This is a genomic window from 'Camptotheca acuminata' phytoplasma, from assembly GCF_041276565.1.
GTDB lineage: Bacteria > Bacillota_I > Bacilli_A > Acholeplasmatales > Acholeplasmataceae > Phytoplasma.
Window position 1 is genome coordinate 1 of the sequence record NZ_JBGGGR010000012.1, and the last position, 17,091, is coordinate 17,091.

Here is a 17,091-nt window from a genome sequence, read left to right on the forward strand (position 1 = left end):
TCTGATAAAAAATTAATTGATAATGAAATTAAAAAAATTATTGATAAATGTTATCAAGAAGCGAAACAAATCATGACTAATAATAAACCTCTATTAGAAAAAATAGTTACTTTATTATTAGAACAAGAAACAATAACAAAAGAAGAAATAGATAAATTATTAGAAAGTAAAAAAACTAAATAAAAAAACTAAATAAAAAAAAAAATTGTTAATTATTTAACAGTTTGTTTTTTTATGTTTAATGTGATAAAAGGGATAAAAAAAGACCTTATAAAAGGTCTCCAAATTAATAAAAAAATATATTAATAATTTTAATGTTTATCTATGATTATTGGATCTATGATTATTTGAACTATTATTAGAATTATTTGTTCTTGTATCTCTTTGTGTTCTTAGATTGTTAATTCTTGCAATTTCTATTTCTGCTTGATTCAGTTGATTTTGAACTTCTTCTAGACGTTCGGTTATAACGTGCATAAGACTCATTCTAGCTTCAGAAGTAATTGTCATATTATTATATGTATGCGATAAATTTACTAATAAATTGTTTTGTTCTGCTTCTAATTCAATTTTTCTATTTTGCCAATTTATTCCAGGCATTGCATATAAATTATTGTTTGAATAACATAATAATCCTAAAAAAACATATATAAATATTTTAAATAAATATAATTTTTTTTTTGATTTTACCATTTGCAATAACTCCTTATTTATTTTACAAATCAATATCACAATTGATTTTTATTATTTTATCATAAAAACTAAAAAAGTCAATAAAATTATATTTGGATCTTTTTTTCTCTTAAGAAAGTTTTGTATAATAAAAAAATTATCCTATTTAAAAAAATATGTTGTATAACAAATGAAAATAATAGAAAGTATTTAATCCAGTTAAATAATTTTAATAATTCTTTAAAGTTAAACTATTTATTAAATAAAATATTAAAATATTTGATTTTTGTTATTTTATTTAAAAAAACTCAAATAAAATGGGTTAACCCCGTTTCTCGGATCTCTTTTCTTTATGATTTTATTTTTCTTTTTAAAATTCAAAAAAATTATTTTTTATTTTTTTGTTGACAAATTATTTTTTTGTATTATATTAAATTAGTAAATAAGTTTGGTTCAGTTTTCTTGAATCAAACTTTTGTTTAAGAAAACTGAAAAAATGATTTGAACCCATTTTACATATTATGTCAAATAATAAAAGGAGATGAAAATGGAAAAAAATTTAGATAAAAAGAAATTAACATCTTTGATGTATCAAACTATATTATCAAAAAAATACCTGATATAACAAATATGAAACTTCAAAAAATCATTTATTATGCAACACGCTTTTCATTTAATTAATTACAAAAAAAATTAATAAATTCAACTTTACAAGCTTGGATTTATGGTTCATTTTTCCTGAATTATATATAGAATTTTGTAAATATTCTTATAAACCAGTTCAAAAAACTGATAAAGGAAATGAATATAAAATTTCTGATGAAAGTAAAATAATAATTGATAAAGTTATTGAACAATATGGTCATATGTCTGGTGGTGAATTAAGTGTACAACACACATAATGAAGAAAAACGTAGCTTTATTCAATTAATAAGAGTAATGATTGGTCAAAAAACATTATTAAAGATAAATTTTTAGAAAAATATTTTATTTCTGAATTTGATAACGAAATATAATGTTGATAAATAAAGATTCTCAATTTAATATATTAATTTCAAACAAAATATATATTAATTGATAATAGTCAATATTCTTTTAAACATTTTTTTAAAAAATACCCACTTCTAAATATTTTTAAAATAATAGAATACGTAAAAACATTGAGAGAAAAAATGTAAACAAATTTTAGAAATAACAAAAATAATACAATTTATCAATTTTGTGTTTCTAATATGGACTCAATAAGTCAGACGTTGCGAGTTATAGGAATGATTTTGAATAATATTTTTTTATTTTATCCAGAACATCAAATATATCCCGAGAAATAATATTTTTATAATTTAAATTTATTTAAAAGCCTCAAAAAAAATGATTTAAACCCTTTTATTAAAAAGTGTTTCTTTTTTTAATTTATAAAAAAATGTAAATGTTTTTGAATTTTTTTTAAAAAAATATTTTATTTTTTTGTTTTAGAAAACAAAAATTAAAAAGTGACAATTTAATTTCACCAAAAATATATTGCCAATTCATAAAAATAATTCTTCCTTTTTTAAAATTTAGACATAAAAAAACCCAAACTATTTATAGTTTGGGTCAACTTTGTTTCTTTTTTAGTTCCACTTTTTTGGTGCAGACCGGAGTTATAGTACACATTTATACAATAAAGAAAAAAGACCTAAAATAAATTAAGTCTCTTTTTTGCAAGTTAATTATTGTTGTAAATTTTTATGTTTATCTACTGCTTCAAATAATTTTTTTTGTTTTATTATTAATATAAAATAAGAGACATGGCAATAAATAAAAAGAACTAAAAAAACAATACTTAATCCAAGTGTGCACCATTTAATGATAAAATTTGATTCCAATTTCAAAAAAAGAAATGCAAACAACAACATTAAAGGGCATATAAGTAACATTATTATTGTTAATAATTTATATTTTTGAAGAATTTGTTTTTGAATTTCTTGTATTTGTAGATTATAAAATATTTATTCTTGTGATGGTTTTTCTTGTGTTTGTAACGCTTCATATTCTTCATCTAATGTTTGTTTCTTTACACAAGCAAAATATAATTTGCTTTGCAAATAAAAATATAATAAAAACAAGATAACATAAATGCTGCTTGTCATCCATTTTTTGTTATTTGTTGTTAAAAAATTTAAATTTCTGTTTAATTCGCTAATAAAAATTAAAATCAATATTAAAATATTTATTATCCTCATTAAATTTTGTAATATTGTTTTTTGCTTAATAAGTTTTTGTTGCTCGTCGCGTATGGAAAGATTATTAGATAGTTGATAATCAAATACCAAAAATTCTAAAAAACTCGCACGCCCCCAATAAAAATAAATCAATTCTTGATTATTTTTTTGAAAGCAATATTTAATCAAATAATTTAATATCGCCAATATATAAAAATAAATAATTATTTGAAATATTATTGGCGAAATATCTCCGATACCGCCATGAGATGGTTTGTGGTACTTAAATACTTTCAAATGTTGAAAGCAAAAAAAACAAGCAAATATTTGTCATAACTCCCAAAGTCATGATGAAAAAATATAATAATTTCTTTCTCAATGTATTTTTTTTGTTATTTTTATTCATTTAACTCCACAATTTCTCCTTCGTGGTTTACAACAATAACTTGATCGTTATTTTTTATGTTGGGGTAATTAGGTTTTTGTTTTAAAGACACTATCATTTTAGTATTATTATCTAAATCAATGACAATAGGAGGTTGAAGCGAAAAATCATTTTCTTTTAATGATTTTTGAAAATCATTTATTATATCTTTTTTTAAAAAGTTTTTAAGAGAAAAAGCTTCTTTTAATTGTTTTTGGAAAAAAGTTTTAACGATATTCTTTAAAGGTTTTTTAGTAGCTTTTTTAGTGGCACCTTTAGTGATAGTTTTAGTAACAACTTTTTGCCCTTCTTTAGCTGCCTTTGCAAATTTTCCCCAGCCTAAAGTTAATGCATCTATCACTAAATCAACACCTCCTTCAATTACTTGTTCTTCGTTATCTTGCACTGCTCCTTCAATAAAATTTACCCCGCTTAAAACAGTTCCTACAATCGGAACATAACTACCAACTGTATAAACTCCATTTAAAAAATCTCCAAAAGGATTATTATTTTTAAAAATTAAAAAAGGTTTTTGATAATCAATATAAATGTCATCTCCTAAAGATTCTTTTAAAACGAAATTTTTAATTTTAGCAAAATTCTTATCTTCTTCATAAATTTCATCAATTGCATGTAAAGGAACCATTAAAATATTTTCCTTTTCGTCAATATAAATTATTAATTCAAATCCTTGTCTTCCGTATTTAGATAAATGATAACCTTTTGCAGTAGGTGTTTTTTTATAATACCAATGATCTCTCCATTTTTCATAAGACCAAAACCAAGGAATCCATTCAGAGGGAACAATCCAATTTTTTTTATAAGTATCAAAATAAAGATTTTTTTAAATTTTAATTGTAATGTTATATCGCAATAATCAGTGTTATCATAAAAAAAGTAGACTTTATTAACTTTGTTTTCTTTTGCCATCTCTTTAAAATTTTCTAAAGTGAAAAAATTATTTTGATGAGAACGAACACCGCCATCGAAATAAACCCCTAAAAGATTTGTTGGTGCATCTTTTATTAAAATATTTAACTCTAAATTATCTTCAGAATTATAACAAGGATAATTATTTAATTTGATTTTTTTATTTATTTGACTTTCAGTATAAATATTAACCAACTCTTCTTTAGAAACAGTTGGAAAAGGTTATTCTAATAAAATATGATTAATTTTAGAATCATGTTTTTCATAAGCAAATACATGATTATTCGAACTAAAAAAAATAAAAAAAGATAAAAATAATAATAATATTTTAGTTTTCGTTCTTGTACTATTCGAAAAAGACATAAAACCTCCAAATTTTTTATAATAATTCTTTTAAATAAAAAATCTTATTAATATAGTTAATTATATTGAAAACTCAAAAATATATCAATAAAAAAACAAAAAAATTATTCATCGGTTTGTTTTTTTAAATTTTGTATTTTCGATTATCTTCATTGTATTTAATTTTACTAATTATAAAAAATAAAATTAATCATAAAATTTATTTTTAAAAAAAATAAATAATTGTTGATGTGAAATTATATTTAATAACAAATCAAAATTTTGAAAAGAATCTTGCCAAGGATCTTCGTAACAAGTTTGTTTATTTAATTCTTCAGCGTTTAAATAGCCATATTTTCTTATAATATATGTTAAACTGTTTTGTTGAGGTAATGATAATGACGAATTAAAAGCTTTATGTATTAACGGTTTTAATTTTTCTTTATAAAATGAACTAAATTCAAAATAAACATCAGGAACTACTGGACCGCGCTCCCAAGCTTCAATCGATTCTATGAATAAAGGTTGTTTTTTATTTTTAACCAAATGATAAGCTTGAGCGTAATATAAAATTTTTTGTAATTTATTATTATTGAGATCGATTTGTTGTTCTTCAGATAATCTAATTAAAAAATTAACACAATTAAAAACATTTGTTTCAAGAATGTAAAAGTGTGATTCTTTTTTGTTATTCATTTTTTATATATCCTTATATTTTGGATTTTAGAATATAATATTATTTAATCAATTTAAGTTAAAATTTTATTCTTCCTATTCAATAAATGAAATAATCATTGAAATATCCTAGTAAAAATTAAGTTTTTTTATATTTATAATTTTCAAATATTTTTTTAAAATTATCTGTTTCTAAAAATTTATTTGTTTTATATTTGTTTTCTATAATTAAATCTCCGGATTCGGATCGAATATTGAAAATATTGAAATTCTTTTTCTAACAATGTCCAATGTATTATTTTTTCATACTTTTTTATTTTCTTTTTATTAAATTTAAACCAATACAAAATATAAATTGTGCTAATTATTAAAATTACTGCGTTTCTAATATTGTTCACTGTTTATTTCCTTTTTATCGTTTTCATAATAAAGATTTTATTATTTAAAAAGAATTTTAAATATTGATTAATTTTTATATCTGAACTTTTCTTAAATTATTCGTAATTTTTATTAATTTATTGTTCTTTTATATTTCGGATGTTTTTATTATAGTTCGAAACATTTTTTTGACAATTATTAAAAAATATCTTAATTCAAAAATGAAATAAAATATTTATTAATTTTATGCTAACATAAAAAAATAATTTTCAATAAAAAAATAAAATTTTTTTGTTTTATTTTTATTGAAAATTATTTTTTATGTCAAAAAAATGAAAAAATTTATAACTATAATTTTTTTAATAAAATCAAATAAAAAGCCTTCTAATAAGAAGGCGCTAATTAAAATAAATTAATTTTTTTTTGGAATCAATAAATTTTAATATTTATAAAGAAATTTTTCTTTATAAAAAAATAAGAATTAAATATATTGTTGACTTAGATTTTATAAATTATTGTTCATTAATTTATTTTTTTGATTAGTGTTCATAATCGGAAATGTTATTTCTTAATCTCAAACAATTAAAAATAACTAATAAAGTACTTCCTTCGTGTAAAACAACTGCAAATGTTAAAGGTAATTTTGCTAAAAAATTAAAGATTGAAAATATAGCCATTATACTAATGGCAAAAATAATATTTTGCCAAACTATTTTATTTAATTTTTTAGAAACTTTATGAGTATAAATTATTTTGTTTAAATCATTTTTAACAAGAACAATATCAGCGATATCGTTAGCGACATCACTGCCGCCTTTTAAAGTGATCGAAACATCTGAATTAACTAAAGCTGGTGAATCGTTGACACCGTCGCCAACCATAGCTACACATTGATATTCTTCTTTTATATTCGTGATATATTCACTTTTTTCTTCTGGTAAACAATCAAAAAAAATTTTATTTAAACCTAAATTAGTACCTATAAAAGAAGCTACTTTTTCGTTATCACCTGTTAACATCGTAGTTATAATTCTGTTTTGGTTAAAATATTTAATCATTCCTTTAGCTTCTTGACGTATTTCATCTTTTACAGCAATAATCATCATAACATTATCGTTGTGAGAGAAATAAATAACTGTATTCCCGTCATCTAAAAATTCTTCTGTTTGGTATTTTATTTCTGAAGAAACCACTAATTCTTTAAAATAATTGTATTTAAATATTTTATATTCGCTTCCTTCTTGATCTTGTGATGAAATTCCGATTCCAATTAAATTAGTAACTTTTAATTTTAAAGAAGGATCTAATATTAATTTATCTTTAAAATATTTTTGTAAAGCAACAGATATAGGGTGATTAGATTTTTGTTCCATAAATAATAAAATATTTAAATATTTTAATTTTTGTTCTTCTGTTATATCAGAAATAAACAAAACATCTTGAACTTCGATTTCTCCTTTTGTTAAGGTTCCTGTTTTGTCGAAAGCAATAGCATTAATTTCTGATAAAACGCTTAAAGACTGACTATTTTTTAACAAAACTCCTTTTTTAGATAAATGAGAAATAGAAGAAAGAGTAGCTGGAATATCAGCTACAGTCAAAGCACAAGGGGAACCAATAGTCAAAAATACAATACTTTTATAAAAAATATTTTCAAATTCCCAGCCTAAACCAAAACATTCATGTGATAATACAAATCCTAAAAAAATAATAACTGAAGTAATTAATATTATATATTTAACATATATAGATTCTATTTTTTTAATTAAAGATGCTTTTTTTGAAACATTTTGTTGAATTTTATTCGTTAGATGAATTATTTTAAAAAAAACAGTTTCTTCTGCTGTTGCAGTAACTTCTATTGTTAAAGTTTGAGTTAAATTAATATTACTCCCAAATACTTTATCGCCTTCCTTTTTATCCACAGGTATACTTTCTCCTGTTATAGTAGATTCATCTATAGAAGAAGAACCGGAAATAATAATGCCATCGGAAGGAATTTGTTCACCATTCAAAACTAAAACTTTATCTCCAATTTTTAAATCATATACATCTACTAATTTAAAATTATTATTTTCTTTTAATAATTTAGCTTTTTGAGGTTGAATTTTCAAAAGATTTTGAATATCTTTTTTATTTTTATTTTCTATATAATCTTCTAAAAAATGAGATCCTCCAAAAATAATAATTAACAAAATAGATTCATTAAATTTGCTTAAATAAAATGAACCTAAAGCGCTTAAAGTCATTAAAATATTAACATTTAAAATTAATTTTTTATTTTTTTTTGTATCTTCGTACATTTTATAAAAAACTTCTTTAAAAACAGAAAACCCAGTTAAAAATAAAATTAATAATGTCAACCAAGGTAAAACATCTTTAAATGAAATTGAAAAAAAATCAGAATCAAAATAAAAAATATTAATAGGAATAAAAAATATTAAATAAATTAAAACACCAAATAAAAAAAAATAAACATATTTTTGAGATTGAGATTTTGAATCAAAATAATTATCTTTATATTCTTTTATATTTTCGATCATAAATATAGTAAAATTTTATCTTTCTATAATAATAAAAAAAATAATGTAATTTATTTTTTTTCTTCAAGAATATCATCATTTGTTTTAAATTCAAATTCAGATGATTCATCATCATTTGTATCACTTTCATCATTTGAATCATTTGAATCATTTGAATCACTTACATAACTTTGACTTTCTTTATTGATCATTTCTTGAAACACTTTAGTTATACTTGATTCAATCATTTGTCTTGTTTCGGTATTAATAGGATGTGCTACATCAACATAAACACCTTTAGAATTTTTAGTACTCGGCATAGCAATAAAAAAACCTTTTTCTCCAATAAGAATTTTGATACCATGAACTACAAAACAATCACTTAAAGTAATAGAAGCCTTACCTTTAAGTTTATTTTTGCTATTAGGAAATAAATTAATTTTTACATTTGTAACCAAAAAAGAATCTTCTTCATTTTTATTTTTATTTATTTCAGACTCCATTCTTGTTTCTTTTTTATCAATCATATCTTGGAAAGTTTTTTTAACATTTGTTTCAATCATTTGTCTTGTTTCGGTATTAATAGGATGTGCTACATCAACATAATTTCCTTTAGCGTTTTTAATACTTGGCATAGCAATAAATAAACCTTTTTCGTTTTCTATTAATTTAATATTATGAATAACAAAACAATTATTCAACGTAATAGATACAAAAGCTTTTAATTGGTTTTTAGTAGTTGAAACATCTTTAAATTTGTTTTTATTAGTATATAAATTTGTTTTTACATAAGTTATTTGCATGCGCATATATTCCTTCATTATACTTTTATTATTTTTATAAATAATTATTTTAATTATAACCTTTTCGCTAATATATTTTATACTATCATAATTATAACTTAAATGCTATTTATTTTGTATTTAAATGAAAAAAATCAAAAAAAAGGGAAGCTATTTTTTTAAATTGTTGAATATCAATCTCTTCTGCTCTAATATTGTTAGAAATTTTATTTTTTTGAAAAAAAATTAAAATTTTATCTTTTGAGATTTGAAAATTTTTACTTAAATTATTCAACAAATTTTTTCTTTTTTGTTGAAAAGATGCTTTAAGAAATTGATCGAAATCTGTCTTTAAGAATTCTTTTTCTTTTTCTTCTAAAATAATTTTATCGAATTTTAAAACAATTCCATCTACTTTAGGTTGTGGGAAAAACATATTTTTTTTTACTATTTTAACTTTAGTAATTTTAGTAAAAACTTGAACTAAAACACTGAGATAATTATAATTTTTATTGTTAGGTCGACTTAAAATCCTTAACCCTATTTCTTTTTGTACCATAATAGTAAAAGTTTTAATTTGTTCTAAAAATAAAATTTTAAATAAAATAGGAGTAACAATATTATAAGGAAGATTTCCAATTAAAACTATTTCTTCTTCTATAAAATATTTTTTAAAGTCTTCTTCTAAATTACGTGATAAGAAATCATCATAAATAATATCAATTTTAGAATCAGAAAAAAAATTTAAAAAAGACTCTAAAGAAGAATCGATTTCATAAGCTAAAACTTTTTTAGCTTTTGCTAAAATGAACTGAGTTAAAGCGCCTTTGCCTGGACCGATTTCAACAACATTTTTTTTTTCTAAATTAGCTTTTCGAACAATTAATTTTAATAAATTCGAATCACTTAAAAAATTTTGGCCATATTTCTTTTTAAAAATATGTTTATTATTTATTATTTTTTTATTGTTCATTTTTGAGATTTTCTAAAAAAATATTTATATTGTCGCACATTAGAATAATTTAATTCTTTGAGAATACTCATTTTATTTTCTTTCAAGGAAATAAATTCTTCTTCTTGAGAAGATGTATAAATAAAAATTTCATCTTGACTTTTTTTCATTTTTGTATCTTCTTTATAAATAAATATTTCTTTCTGATTATTGTAATCGTAAATATAATATTTACTTTCTTCTTCGGTAAAATTATATTTTTTTTGAATTTCTTCTAAAGAATCTAAATTAAAATCTTCACTATGAAGCCAAATATTACGATTAAAAAAATCATTACAAAGATTAACTAAAATCGGTTCTTCATCTTTTTGTTTTTGAAAAAAAACAATTAAACTATTTATATAAATATCGTCCATTTGTTGATAAAAAGTAATATCTTGAAATTTTGTTTCTCTACACTTTTTATAAACAAAAAGAATATTATCATTTTCGACTTCAAATGTTTTAGATTTAAATATATATTTATTGTCTAATAATTCATTCAATCTTATAAATATTTTTTCTAAAATAACAGAATATCCTAAAACTTTTTTATTATTATAAACTGTAAAATACATATGAAAACGATTAATCAAATAATTATCTATCGAAGGAAGACTACTTTTTCTAAAAACGATTTCGTTTTGTTTTTTATCTACTACAATACTTCTAATTAAATAATTGTAATCTATATAACCGTAACTAACACCAGCGAAAAAAGAGTCTCTTTTTAAATAATCTAAACGATCAAAATCTAACTGACTAGATAATAATTTTCTTATTAATTTAAAATGAATTCTTCTTTTTTTTGTTTCTTCATTATAAAGTTTTTTATTTTCGCCTTTTTCATAAATTATAAAAGCGACATCGTTTTTGAAATTAGGATCAATACTATCTAAAATCCAACTAATTTCTGGATCTTCTTTTATAATTTGAAAACTTTTTTGTTCATGTTGAATTTGAAAAACTTTTTCACATAAATGTGAAAAGGGAGGATGACCAATATCATGTAACAAAGTAGCAGTCAATAAAACTAATTTTTCTCTTATATCAAATATATTCGGATTAAGTTCTAAAAATTTCCTTGCTAATTCGTAAACACCTAAACTATGATTAAAACGAGAATGTTCAGCACCGTTAAAAACAATATAAGCAGCACTTAATTGCTTTATATTCCTTAATCTTCTCATTGACGCAGTATCGATTAATTTTTCTAAATAAACATAATCCAAAAATATAGAACCATAAATAGGATCAGTGAATACTTCTTTTTTTTTAAATTTTTCTGGTTCTCGGAATGATTTTTCTTTTTTTTTATTTTCTTTTAAATTCACAACCATTATTTCCAAATATTAATACTTTTTCCTATTATTTAATTCATATTAGAATATTTTTTTAAAAATTATAAAAACATATATTTTTTTTATCAAAATCAAAAATATATGTTTTTATTTTTGAAATAAAAAAATATTCTAACTAATTTAAAATTAAAAAATTTAAAATCAAACTATAATTTCTGTAATTAATTCCGCTTCATCGCCTGTTTTTAATAAAAAAGCGCTTGCGTCATCTGTATCCAAATGACATTCTAAACTAAATTCTTTATGTACTCTACATAAAACATTTCCTAAAACGCCTGATTTAATACCTTTTATTTTAATATTTACTATTTGCTTATCAGATATATTAAATTGTTTTGCTTCTTCTAGTGAAAAATGAATATGTCTATCGGAAATTATGACTCCTTCTGATATTTCTAATTGACCTTTTGGACCAATTAAAATAGCTCCAGCAGACCCTTTAATATCACCAGAAGTTCTGACAGAAGTTTTAAATTGATGTTTCAAATTATCACTTTGACTTATTTCTACCTGATTTAAATGTCTAACAGGTCCTAAAACACGAACATTTTTTAAAATTTTTTGCGAAGAACTCATAACATCAATTTTTTCTTCAGCAGCAAATTGTCCTTTTTGTTTCAAATTTTTAAAAAAAGTTAATTGATAATTTGTTTTTCCAAATAAAATATCCAAAGCTTCTTGTGTCAAATGTACATGTCTGCCTGAAATGCCTAATGGTATTAATTTCATGAAATCTTTTTTTCCTTTGATATATTATCTTTTTTTTGTGAAATATTTTAAAAAAAATTAAAAAAAATTCAATAAAAATAAACTATATCACAATTACTATTATAAATATATAATATTTAAAAATTTAAAAATAACGAAATAATTAACGCAATATAAATATTAATTCATTAATTATTTATGAAAAAAAAGCTTTTATATTATAATAATTTTAATATTAATTAAAAAAAATTTTAAATTAATTAATAGAATTGATGCAAAAACTAAAAAATATAATTTTTAATCAAAAAAAATATAAAATATTAATTTTAATTGATTTTAAATTGTCGTCTATTTATTTATATTTTTATCCTTTTTTTAAATATCACAAGTTTAAATCGAAAGGTATTAACATAAATTATGGAACAAAATAAAATTTATAAAATAATTAATTTTAAATATTTTGTTTATTGTGTTATTGTATTTTTTAGTTTATTTCTTTTCTATATTCGAAATAATGTAAATGCTTCTGATATAAATTCCAAAAAAGATAAAGAATTAAAAGAAGTTATCAAACAAAATAATTTAGGAGAACTACAAAATATTTCACCAAATAATATTATTGTAAAAATAAAAATATCAAATCCTAAATTGTTAAATAAAGATGTTCAAATAGTGAAAATTGAGGATAATAGTGTTGTAATTAAATCAAATAATTACAAAAACACGGCCACAGTTTATTTCACTTTTGACAAAAATAAATTTAATGGAAAACCAGAACTAAGAGATGTTTTAAAAAATACTCTTTTAGGAGAAATCGAGAATAATTCGCCAAATACTATTATCAAAAAAATAAAAGAATTAAATAAAAACTTGATAAATAAAGATATTCAAGTAGTATCAATTCTTACAAAAGGTGCCTTGATAGAATCAAATGATTATAACAACGCATTAATAGTTAATTTTAATGTAAAAAAAGATAAATCTAACACAAGACAAGACCTAAGAGATATTTTAACAAAAAGTAATTTAGGGGAAATCACAAATAATTCAGAGAGCGCTATTATTGAAAAAATAAAAAATTTAAATCCAATATTTATAAAAAAAGATATTCAAGTAGTATCAATTTTAAAAAATGGCGCTTTGGTTAAATCAAATGATTATGACGATGCAACCCTAGTTTACTACTCTTTGAAAAAAAATAAACCTCAGGAAGAAAAAGAATTAAAAGATGTTTTAACGCAAACTCTTTTAGGAGAAATTGAGAACAATTCACCAAATACTATTATTGAAAAAACCAAATCTTTAAATAAAAATTTAAAACATCAAGATCTTAAAACAATAAAAATTAACGACGATAACGCTTTAATTAAATCAAATGATTATAAAAATACAACCATAGTTTATTTCACTTTACAAAAAGACATAAAAGAAGCTTTGGCACAAACTCATTTGGGAAAAATTGAAAACAATTTACCAAATACTATTATCGAAAAAATCAAAGATTTCAATAAAAACTTGTTCAATAAAGATCTTCAAACAATAAAAATTTACGACGATAACGCTGTGATAAAATCGGTTGATTATAAGAACACAATCAAAGTTGATTTTACTTTAAAACAAGAATTAAAAGAAGTTTTGAAACAAACTCATTTAGGAGAAATCGAAAACAATCTACAAAATACTATTATCGAAAAAATTAAATCTTTAAATAAACATTTAACAAAAAACGATCTTCAAATAATAAAAATTAACGAGGATAGCGCTTCGATTAAATCAAATGATTATAAGAACATAATAACAGTCTATTTTACTTTAAAAAAAGACATAAAAGAAGTTTTAACACAAACTAATTTAGGGTCTCTTGACAACAATTCATCAAATACTATTATCGAACAAATAAAAAAAATAAATAAAAATTTAAAACATCAAGATGTCCAAACAATCAAAATTTACGATAACAATGCTTTAATTAAATCAGATGATTATAAAAACACAATTACAGTCTATTTTACTTTAAAAACAGACATAAAAGATATTTTGACGCAAATTAATTTAGGAGAAATCGATAACAATTCGCCAAATACTATTATTGAAAACATAAAAATTTTAAACACAAAATTATTAAACAAAGATATTCAAACGATCAAAATTTATGATAACAATGCTTTAATTAAATCAGAAGAATACAAAAACATAATTACGGTCTATTTTACTTTAAAAAAAGAATTGAAAGAAGTTTTAACAAAAACTCATTTAGGAGAAATAGAAAACAATTTATCCATCACAATTATTGAAAAAATCAAAGATTTAAATAAAAATTTAATCAACAAAGATATTCAAACAACCAAAATTTACGATGATAACGCTTTAATAAAATCGGAAGATTATCCATATACAGCAAAAGTAGATTTTACTTTAAAAAAAGAATTGAAAGAAGTTTTAACAAAAACTCATTTAGGAGAAATAGAAAATAATTTATCAATCACAATTATTGACAAAATAAAAGCTTTAAATTCAAAATTGACGTATAAAGACGTCCAAATAATTCAAATTTATGAAGATAACGCTTTAATTAAATCAAATGATTACAAAAACACAATCACAGTTGATTTCACTTTAAAAAAAGAGTTAAAAGAAGTCTTAACACAAACCAATTTAGGAGAAATTGAAAATAATTCATCAAACGTTATTATTGAAAAAATCAAAGATTTAAATAAAAATTTAATACATAAAAAACTCCAAATCAGTAAAATTTATGAAGATAATGCTTTAATTAAATCAGATGATTACAAAAACACAACCATAGTTTATTTCATTGTAAAACAAGATATAAAGGAAGTTTTAAAACAAACTCACTTAGGAGAAATCGAAAACAATTCACCAAATACTATTATCGAAAAAATCAAAACTTTAAATCCAAACTTAATAAATAAAGAACTCCAAACAACCAAAATTTACGACGATCACGCTTTAATTAAATCAGATGATTACAAGAATACCATAACGGTTGATTTCAATTTAAAAAAAGATAAAAATCCTGAAAAACAAGAATTAAAAAACTTTTTAACACAAACTTTTTTAGGTGAAATCGAAAATAATTTATCAAGCACAATTATTGAAAAAATAAAAAATTTAAATAAAAATTTAATAAATAAAAATCTTCAAACAATCCAAATTTATGAAGATAACGCTTTAATTAAATCAGATGATTACAAGAATACCATAACGGTTGATTTCACTTTAAAAAAAGAATTAAATGAAGTTTTAACAAAAACCAATTTAGGAGAAATCGAAAATAATTTATCAAACATAATTATTGAAAAAATCAAAGATTTAAATCAAAACTTAATAAATAAAAATCTTCAAACGATTAAAATTTACGATAACAACGCTTTAATCAAATCAAATGACTATCCAAATACAGTCAAAGTTGATTTTACTTTAAAACAAGATATAAAAGAAGTTTTAAAACAAACTCGTTTAGGAGAAATTGATGACAATTTACCTAACACTATTATTGAAAAAATACAAGATTTAAATCAAAACTTAATCAATAAAAATCTTCAAACGATTAAAATTTATGAAGATAATGCTTTAATTAAATCAGAAGATTACAAGAATACAATCGCAGTCCAGTTCACTTTAAAAAAAGACATAAAAGAAGTTTTAACAAAAACCCATTTAGGCGAAATTGAAAATAATTCATCCATCACAATTATTGACAAAATAAAAAATTTAAATAAAAATTTAATAAATAAAAATCTTCAAATAATAACTACTAACGATAACAACGCTTTAATTGAATCAACAGATTATAAAAACACAATCACAGTTGATTTCACTTTAAAAAAAGATAAACAATTAAAAGATGTTTTAAAACAAACTAATTTAGGGGAAATGGAGAATAATTTATCCGCCACAATTATTGAAAAAATAAAAGTTTTAAATAAAATTTTAATAAATAAAGACCTTCAAACAATTAAAATTTATGATGATAGTGCTTTGATTCAATCAGACGATTATAAGAATATAATCACAGTCGATTTTACTTTAAAAAAAGATAAATCATCCGAAATACAAGAATTAAAAGATGTTTTGAAACAAACTAATTTAGGAGAAATTGAAAATAATTCATCCATCACAATTATTGAAAAAATAAAATCTTTAAATAAAATTTTAATAAATAAAGACCTTCAAACAATTAAAATTTATGACAACAGTGCTTTAATCAAATCAGAAGATTACAAAAATACCATCACAATCGATTTTACTTTAATAAAAGATAAACAATTAAAAGAAGTTTTAACACAAGCTAATTTAGGAGAAATTGAAAATAATTCATCCATCACAATTATTGACAAAATAAAATCTTTAAATAAAAATTTAATAAATAAAAATCTTCAAACGATCAAAATTTATGATGATAGTGCTTTAATTCAATCAGAAGATTACAAGAACATAATCACAGTCGATTTTACTTTAAAAAAAGATAAACATCACGAAATACAAGAACTCAAAAATGTTTTAACAAAAACTAATTTAGGAGAAATCGAAAATAATAGCGAAAAAGAAATAATAAGTCAAATTAAAAAATTAAATCCTAATTTAAATATAGAAAATATTAAGATAGAAATAATAACAAACAAAAATAAAGCAAAAATTGAATCAGAAAAATATAAAGGCGAACAAGAAATTTATTATACTTTAAAAAAAGATATTAAACAAACAGAACAAAATCATATATTAAAAATATTCATCGCAATTATTTTTGTTTTGACTTTTATAATATTTTATTTTATTAAAAAAATAAATATCAAAACTACATAAAAATATCTTAGATTTTTTATTGAAATTCGATAAAATAAAATAATAATTTAAAATTAAATTTAATTAAATTTATAAAAAATAAATAAAATTATTTTAAAAATACAAAAAAAGTTATTATAAAAATTTAAAAAAATGAAAGTAATTTCATTTTTTTTATAATTAATACTGATTTTAGAAAATTCTAGCAAAAATATTTAAAAATAACTCTCGCAATATTTAAAATATAACTAAAATAACATATAATAAATATATATAACAAACAAAAAATATCTAAAATT

Annotated in this window: 14 protein-coding genes and 2 pseudogenes; 3 read left to right on the forward strand and 13 right to left on the reverse strand. The window is 20.8% G+C overall.

Going from position 1 to position 17,091, the window contains the following annotated elements; all coding sequences use genetic code 11:
• Positions 1-183 (forward strand): annotated as a pseudogene (locus tag AB6A63_RS01095) (hypothetical protein); the annotation flags it as partial.
• Positions 184-318: 135 nt separating this feature from the next.
• On the opposite strand, the gene AB6A63_RS01100 reads toward AB6A63_RS01095, so the two are convergent.
• Positions 319-693: an SVM family protein gene (locus tag AB6A63_RS01100; protein ID WP_370430852.1), complete on the reverse strand. Its 375-nt coding sequence runs from the start codon at positions 691-693 to the stop codon at positions 319-321.
• A gap of 695 nt (positions 694-1,388) precedes the next feature.
• On the opposite strand from AB6A63_RS01100, the gene AB6A63_RS01105 reads away from it, so the two are divergent.
• A complete protein-coding gene (locus AB6A63_RS01105) occupies positions 1,389-1,574 on the forward strand; it encodes a type II toxin-antitoxin system antitoxin SocA domain-containing protein (protein ID WP_370430853.1) in 186 nt (61 codons plus the stop codon).
• An 807-nt stretch (positions 1,575-2,381) separates the two neighbouring features.
• Here the strand turns inward: AB6A63_RS01105 and AB6A63_RS01110 are convergent.
• From AB6A63_RS01110 to pduL, 12 genes and pseudogenes are all read right to left on the reverse strand, one after another.
• Positions 2,382-2,588: a hypothetical protein gene (locus AB6A63_RS01110; protein WP_370430854.1), complete on the reverse strand. Its 207-nt coding sequence runs from the start codon at positions 2,586-2,588 to the stop codon at positions 2,382-2,384.
• A 72-nt stretch (positions 2,589-2,660) separates the two neighbouring features.
• Positions 2,661-3,170, reverse strand: a complete 510-nt coding sequence (locus AB6A63_RS01115; RefSeq protein WP_370430855.1) for a hypothetical protein — start codon at positions 3,168-3,170, stop codon at positions 2,661-2,663.
• Positions 3,171-3,271: 101 nt separating this feature from the next.
• Positions 3,272-3,943: a hypothetical protein gene (locus AB6A63_RS01120; protein ID WP_370430856.1), complete on the reverse strand. Its 672-nt coding sequence runs from the start codon at positions 3,941-3,943 to the stop codon at positions 3,272-3,274.
• A 32-nt stretch (positions 3,944-3,975) separates the two neighbouring features.
• Complete coding sequence (locus AB6A63_RS01125; RefSeq protein ID WP_370430857.1) at positions 3,976-4,422, reverse strand: hypothetical protein; 447 nt, start codon at positions 4,420-4,422, stop codon at positions 3,976-3,978.
• A 27-nt stretch (positions 4,423-4,449) separates the two neighbouring features.
• Positions 4,450-4,590: a hypothetical protein gene (locus tag AB6A63_RS01130; protein ID WP_370430858.1), complete on the reverse strand. Its 141-nt coding sequence runs from the start codon at positions 4,588-4,590 to the stop codon at positions 4,450-4,452.
• A gap of 186 nt (positions 4,591-4,776) precedes the next feature.
• The gene (locus AB6A63_RS01135) at positions 4,777-5,265 is read right to left on the reverse strand and encodes a Panacea domain-containing protein (protein ID WP_370430859.1); all 489 of its coding nucleotides are present in this window, start codon (positions 5,263-5,265) and stop codon (positions 4,777-4,779) included.
• Positions 5,266-6,161: 896 nt separating this feature from the next.
• Positions 6,162-8,165, reverse strand: coding sequence for a heavy metal translocating P-type ATPase (locus AB6A63_RS01140; protein ID WP_370430860.1), 2,004 nt, complete (start codon positions 8,163-8,165; stop codon positions 6,162-6,164).
• 50 nt (positions 8,166-8,215) lie between these two features.
• Complete coding sequence (locus AB6A63_RS01145; RefSeq protein WP_370430892.1) at positions 8,216-8,671, reverse strand: SpoVG family protein; 456 nt, start codon at positions 8,669-8,671, stop codon at positions 8,216-8,218.
• Positions 8,654-8,947 (reverse strand): annotated as a pseudogene (locus tag AB6A63_RS01150) (SpoVG family protein); the annotation flags it as partial. The pseudogene AB6A63_RS01150 and the gene AB6A63_RS01145, both read right to left, overlap by 18 nt.
• Positions 8,948-9,056: 109 nt before the next feature.
• Positions 9,057-9,899, reverse strand: coding sequence for a 16S rRNA (adenine(1518)-N(6)/adenine(1519)-N(6))-dimethyltransferase RsmA (rsmA, locus tag AB6A63_RS01155; protein WP_370430861.1), 843 nt, complete (start codon positions 9,897-9,899; stop codon positions 9,057-9,059).
• Positions 9,896-11,257 carry an HD domain-containing protein gene (locus AB6A63_RS01160; RefSeq protein ID WP_370430893.1) on the reverse strand — a complete coding sequence of 454 codons (1,362 nt, stop codon included), beginning with the start codon at positions 11,255-11,257 and terminating at the stop codon, positions 9,896-9,898. The genes rsmA and AB6A63_RS01160 overlap by 4 nt, the downstream gene beginning before the upstream one ends.
• Before the next feature lie 162 nt (positions 11,258-11,419).
• The gene (gene pduL / locus AB6A63_RS01165; protein WP_370430862.1) at positions 11,420-12,007 is read right to left on the reverse strand and encodes a phosphate propanoyltransferase; all 588 of its coding nucleotides are present in this window, start codon (positions 12,005-12,007) and stop codon (positions 11,420-11,422) included.
• A 396-nt stretch (positions 12,008-12,403) separates the two neighbouring features.
• Here pduL and AB6A63_RS01170 point away from each other — a divergent pair, with 396 nt between their 5' ends.
• The gene (locus AB6A63_RS01170) at positions 12,404-16,813 is read left to right on the forward strand and encodes a hypothetical protein (protein WP_370430863.1); all 4,410 of its coding nucleotides are present in this window, start codon (positions 12,404-12,406) and stop codon (positions 16,811-16,813) included.
• Positions 16,814-17,091: the final 278 nt, after the last annotated feature.

Bases quoted from the DNA above. Each gene is read 5' to 3' on its own strand.
- AB6A63_RS01145 (WP_370430892.1), bottom strand. From the start codon at position 8,671: ATGATTGATAAAAAAGAAACAAGAATGGAGTCTGAAATAAATAAAAAT.
- AB6A63_RS01120 (WP_370430856.1), bottom strand. From the start codon at position 3,943: ATGGTTCCTTTACATGCAATTGATGAAATTTATGAAGAAGATAAGAAT.
- AB6A63_RS01100 (WP_370430852.1), bottom strand. From the start codon at position 693: ATGGTAAAATCAAAAAAAAAATTATATTTATTTAAAATATTTATATAT.
- AB6A63_RS01170 (WP_370430863.1), top strand. From the start codon at position 12,404: ATGGAACAAAATAAAATTTATAAAATAATTAATTTTAAATATTTTGTT.
- pduL (WP_370430862.1), bottom strand. From the start codon at position 12,007: ATGAAATTAATACCATTAGGCATTTCAGGCAGACATGTACATTTGACA.
- AB6A63_RS01135 (WP_370430859.1), bottom strand. From the start codon at position 5,265: ATGAATAACAAAAAAGAATCACACTTTTACATTCTTGAAACAAATGTT.
- AB6A63_RS01110 (WP_370430854.1), bottom strand. From the start codon at position 2,588: ATGTTACTTATATGCCCTTTAATGTTGTTGTTTGCATTTCTTTTTTTG.
- AB6A63_RS01130 (WP_370430858.1), bottom strand. From the start codon at position 4,590: ATGTCTTTTTCGAATAGTACAAGAACGAAAACTAAAATATTATTATTA.
- AB6A63_RS01160 (WP_370430893.1), bottom strand. From the start codon at position 11,257: ATGGTTGTGAATTTAAAAGAAAATAAAAAAAAAGAAAAATCATTCCGA.
- AB6A63_RS01140 (WP_370430860.1), bottom strand. From the start codon at position 8,165: ATGATCGAAAATATAAAAGAATATAAAGATAATTATTTTGATTCAAAA.
- rsmA (WP_370430861.1), bottom strand. From the start codon at position 9,899: ATGAACAATAAAAAAATAATAAATAATAAACATATTTTTAAAAAGAAA.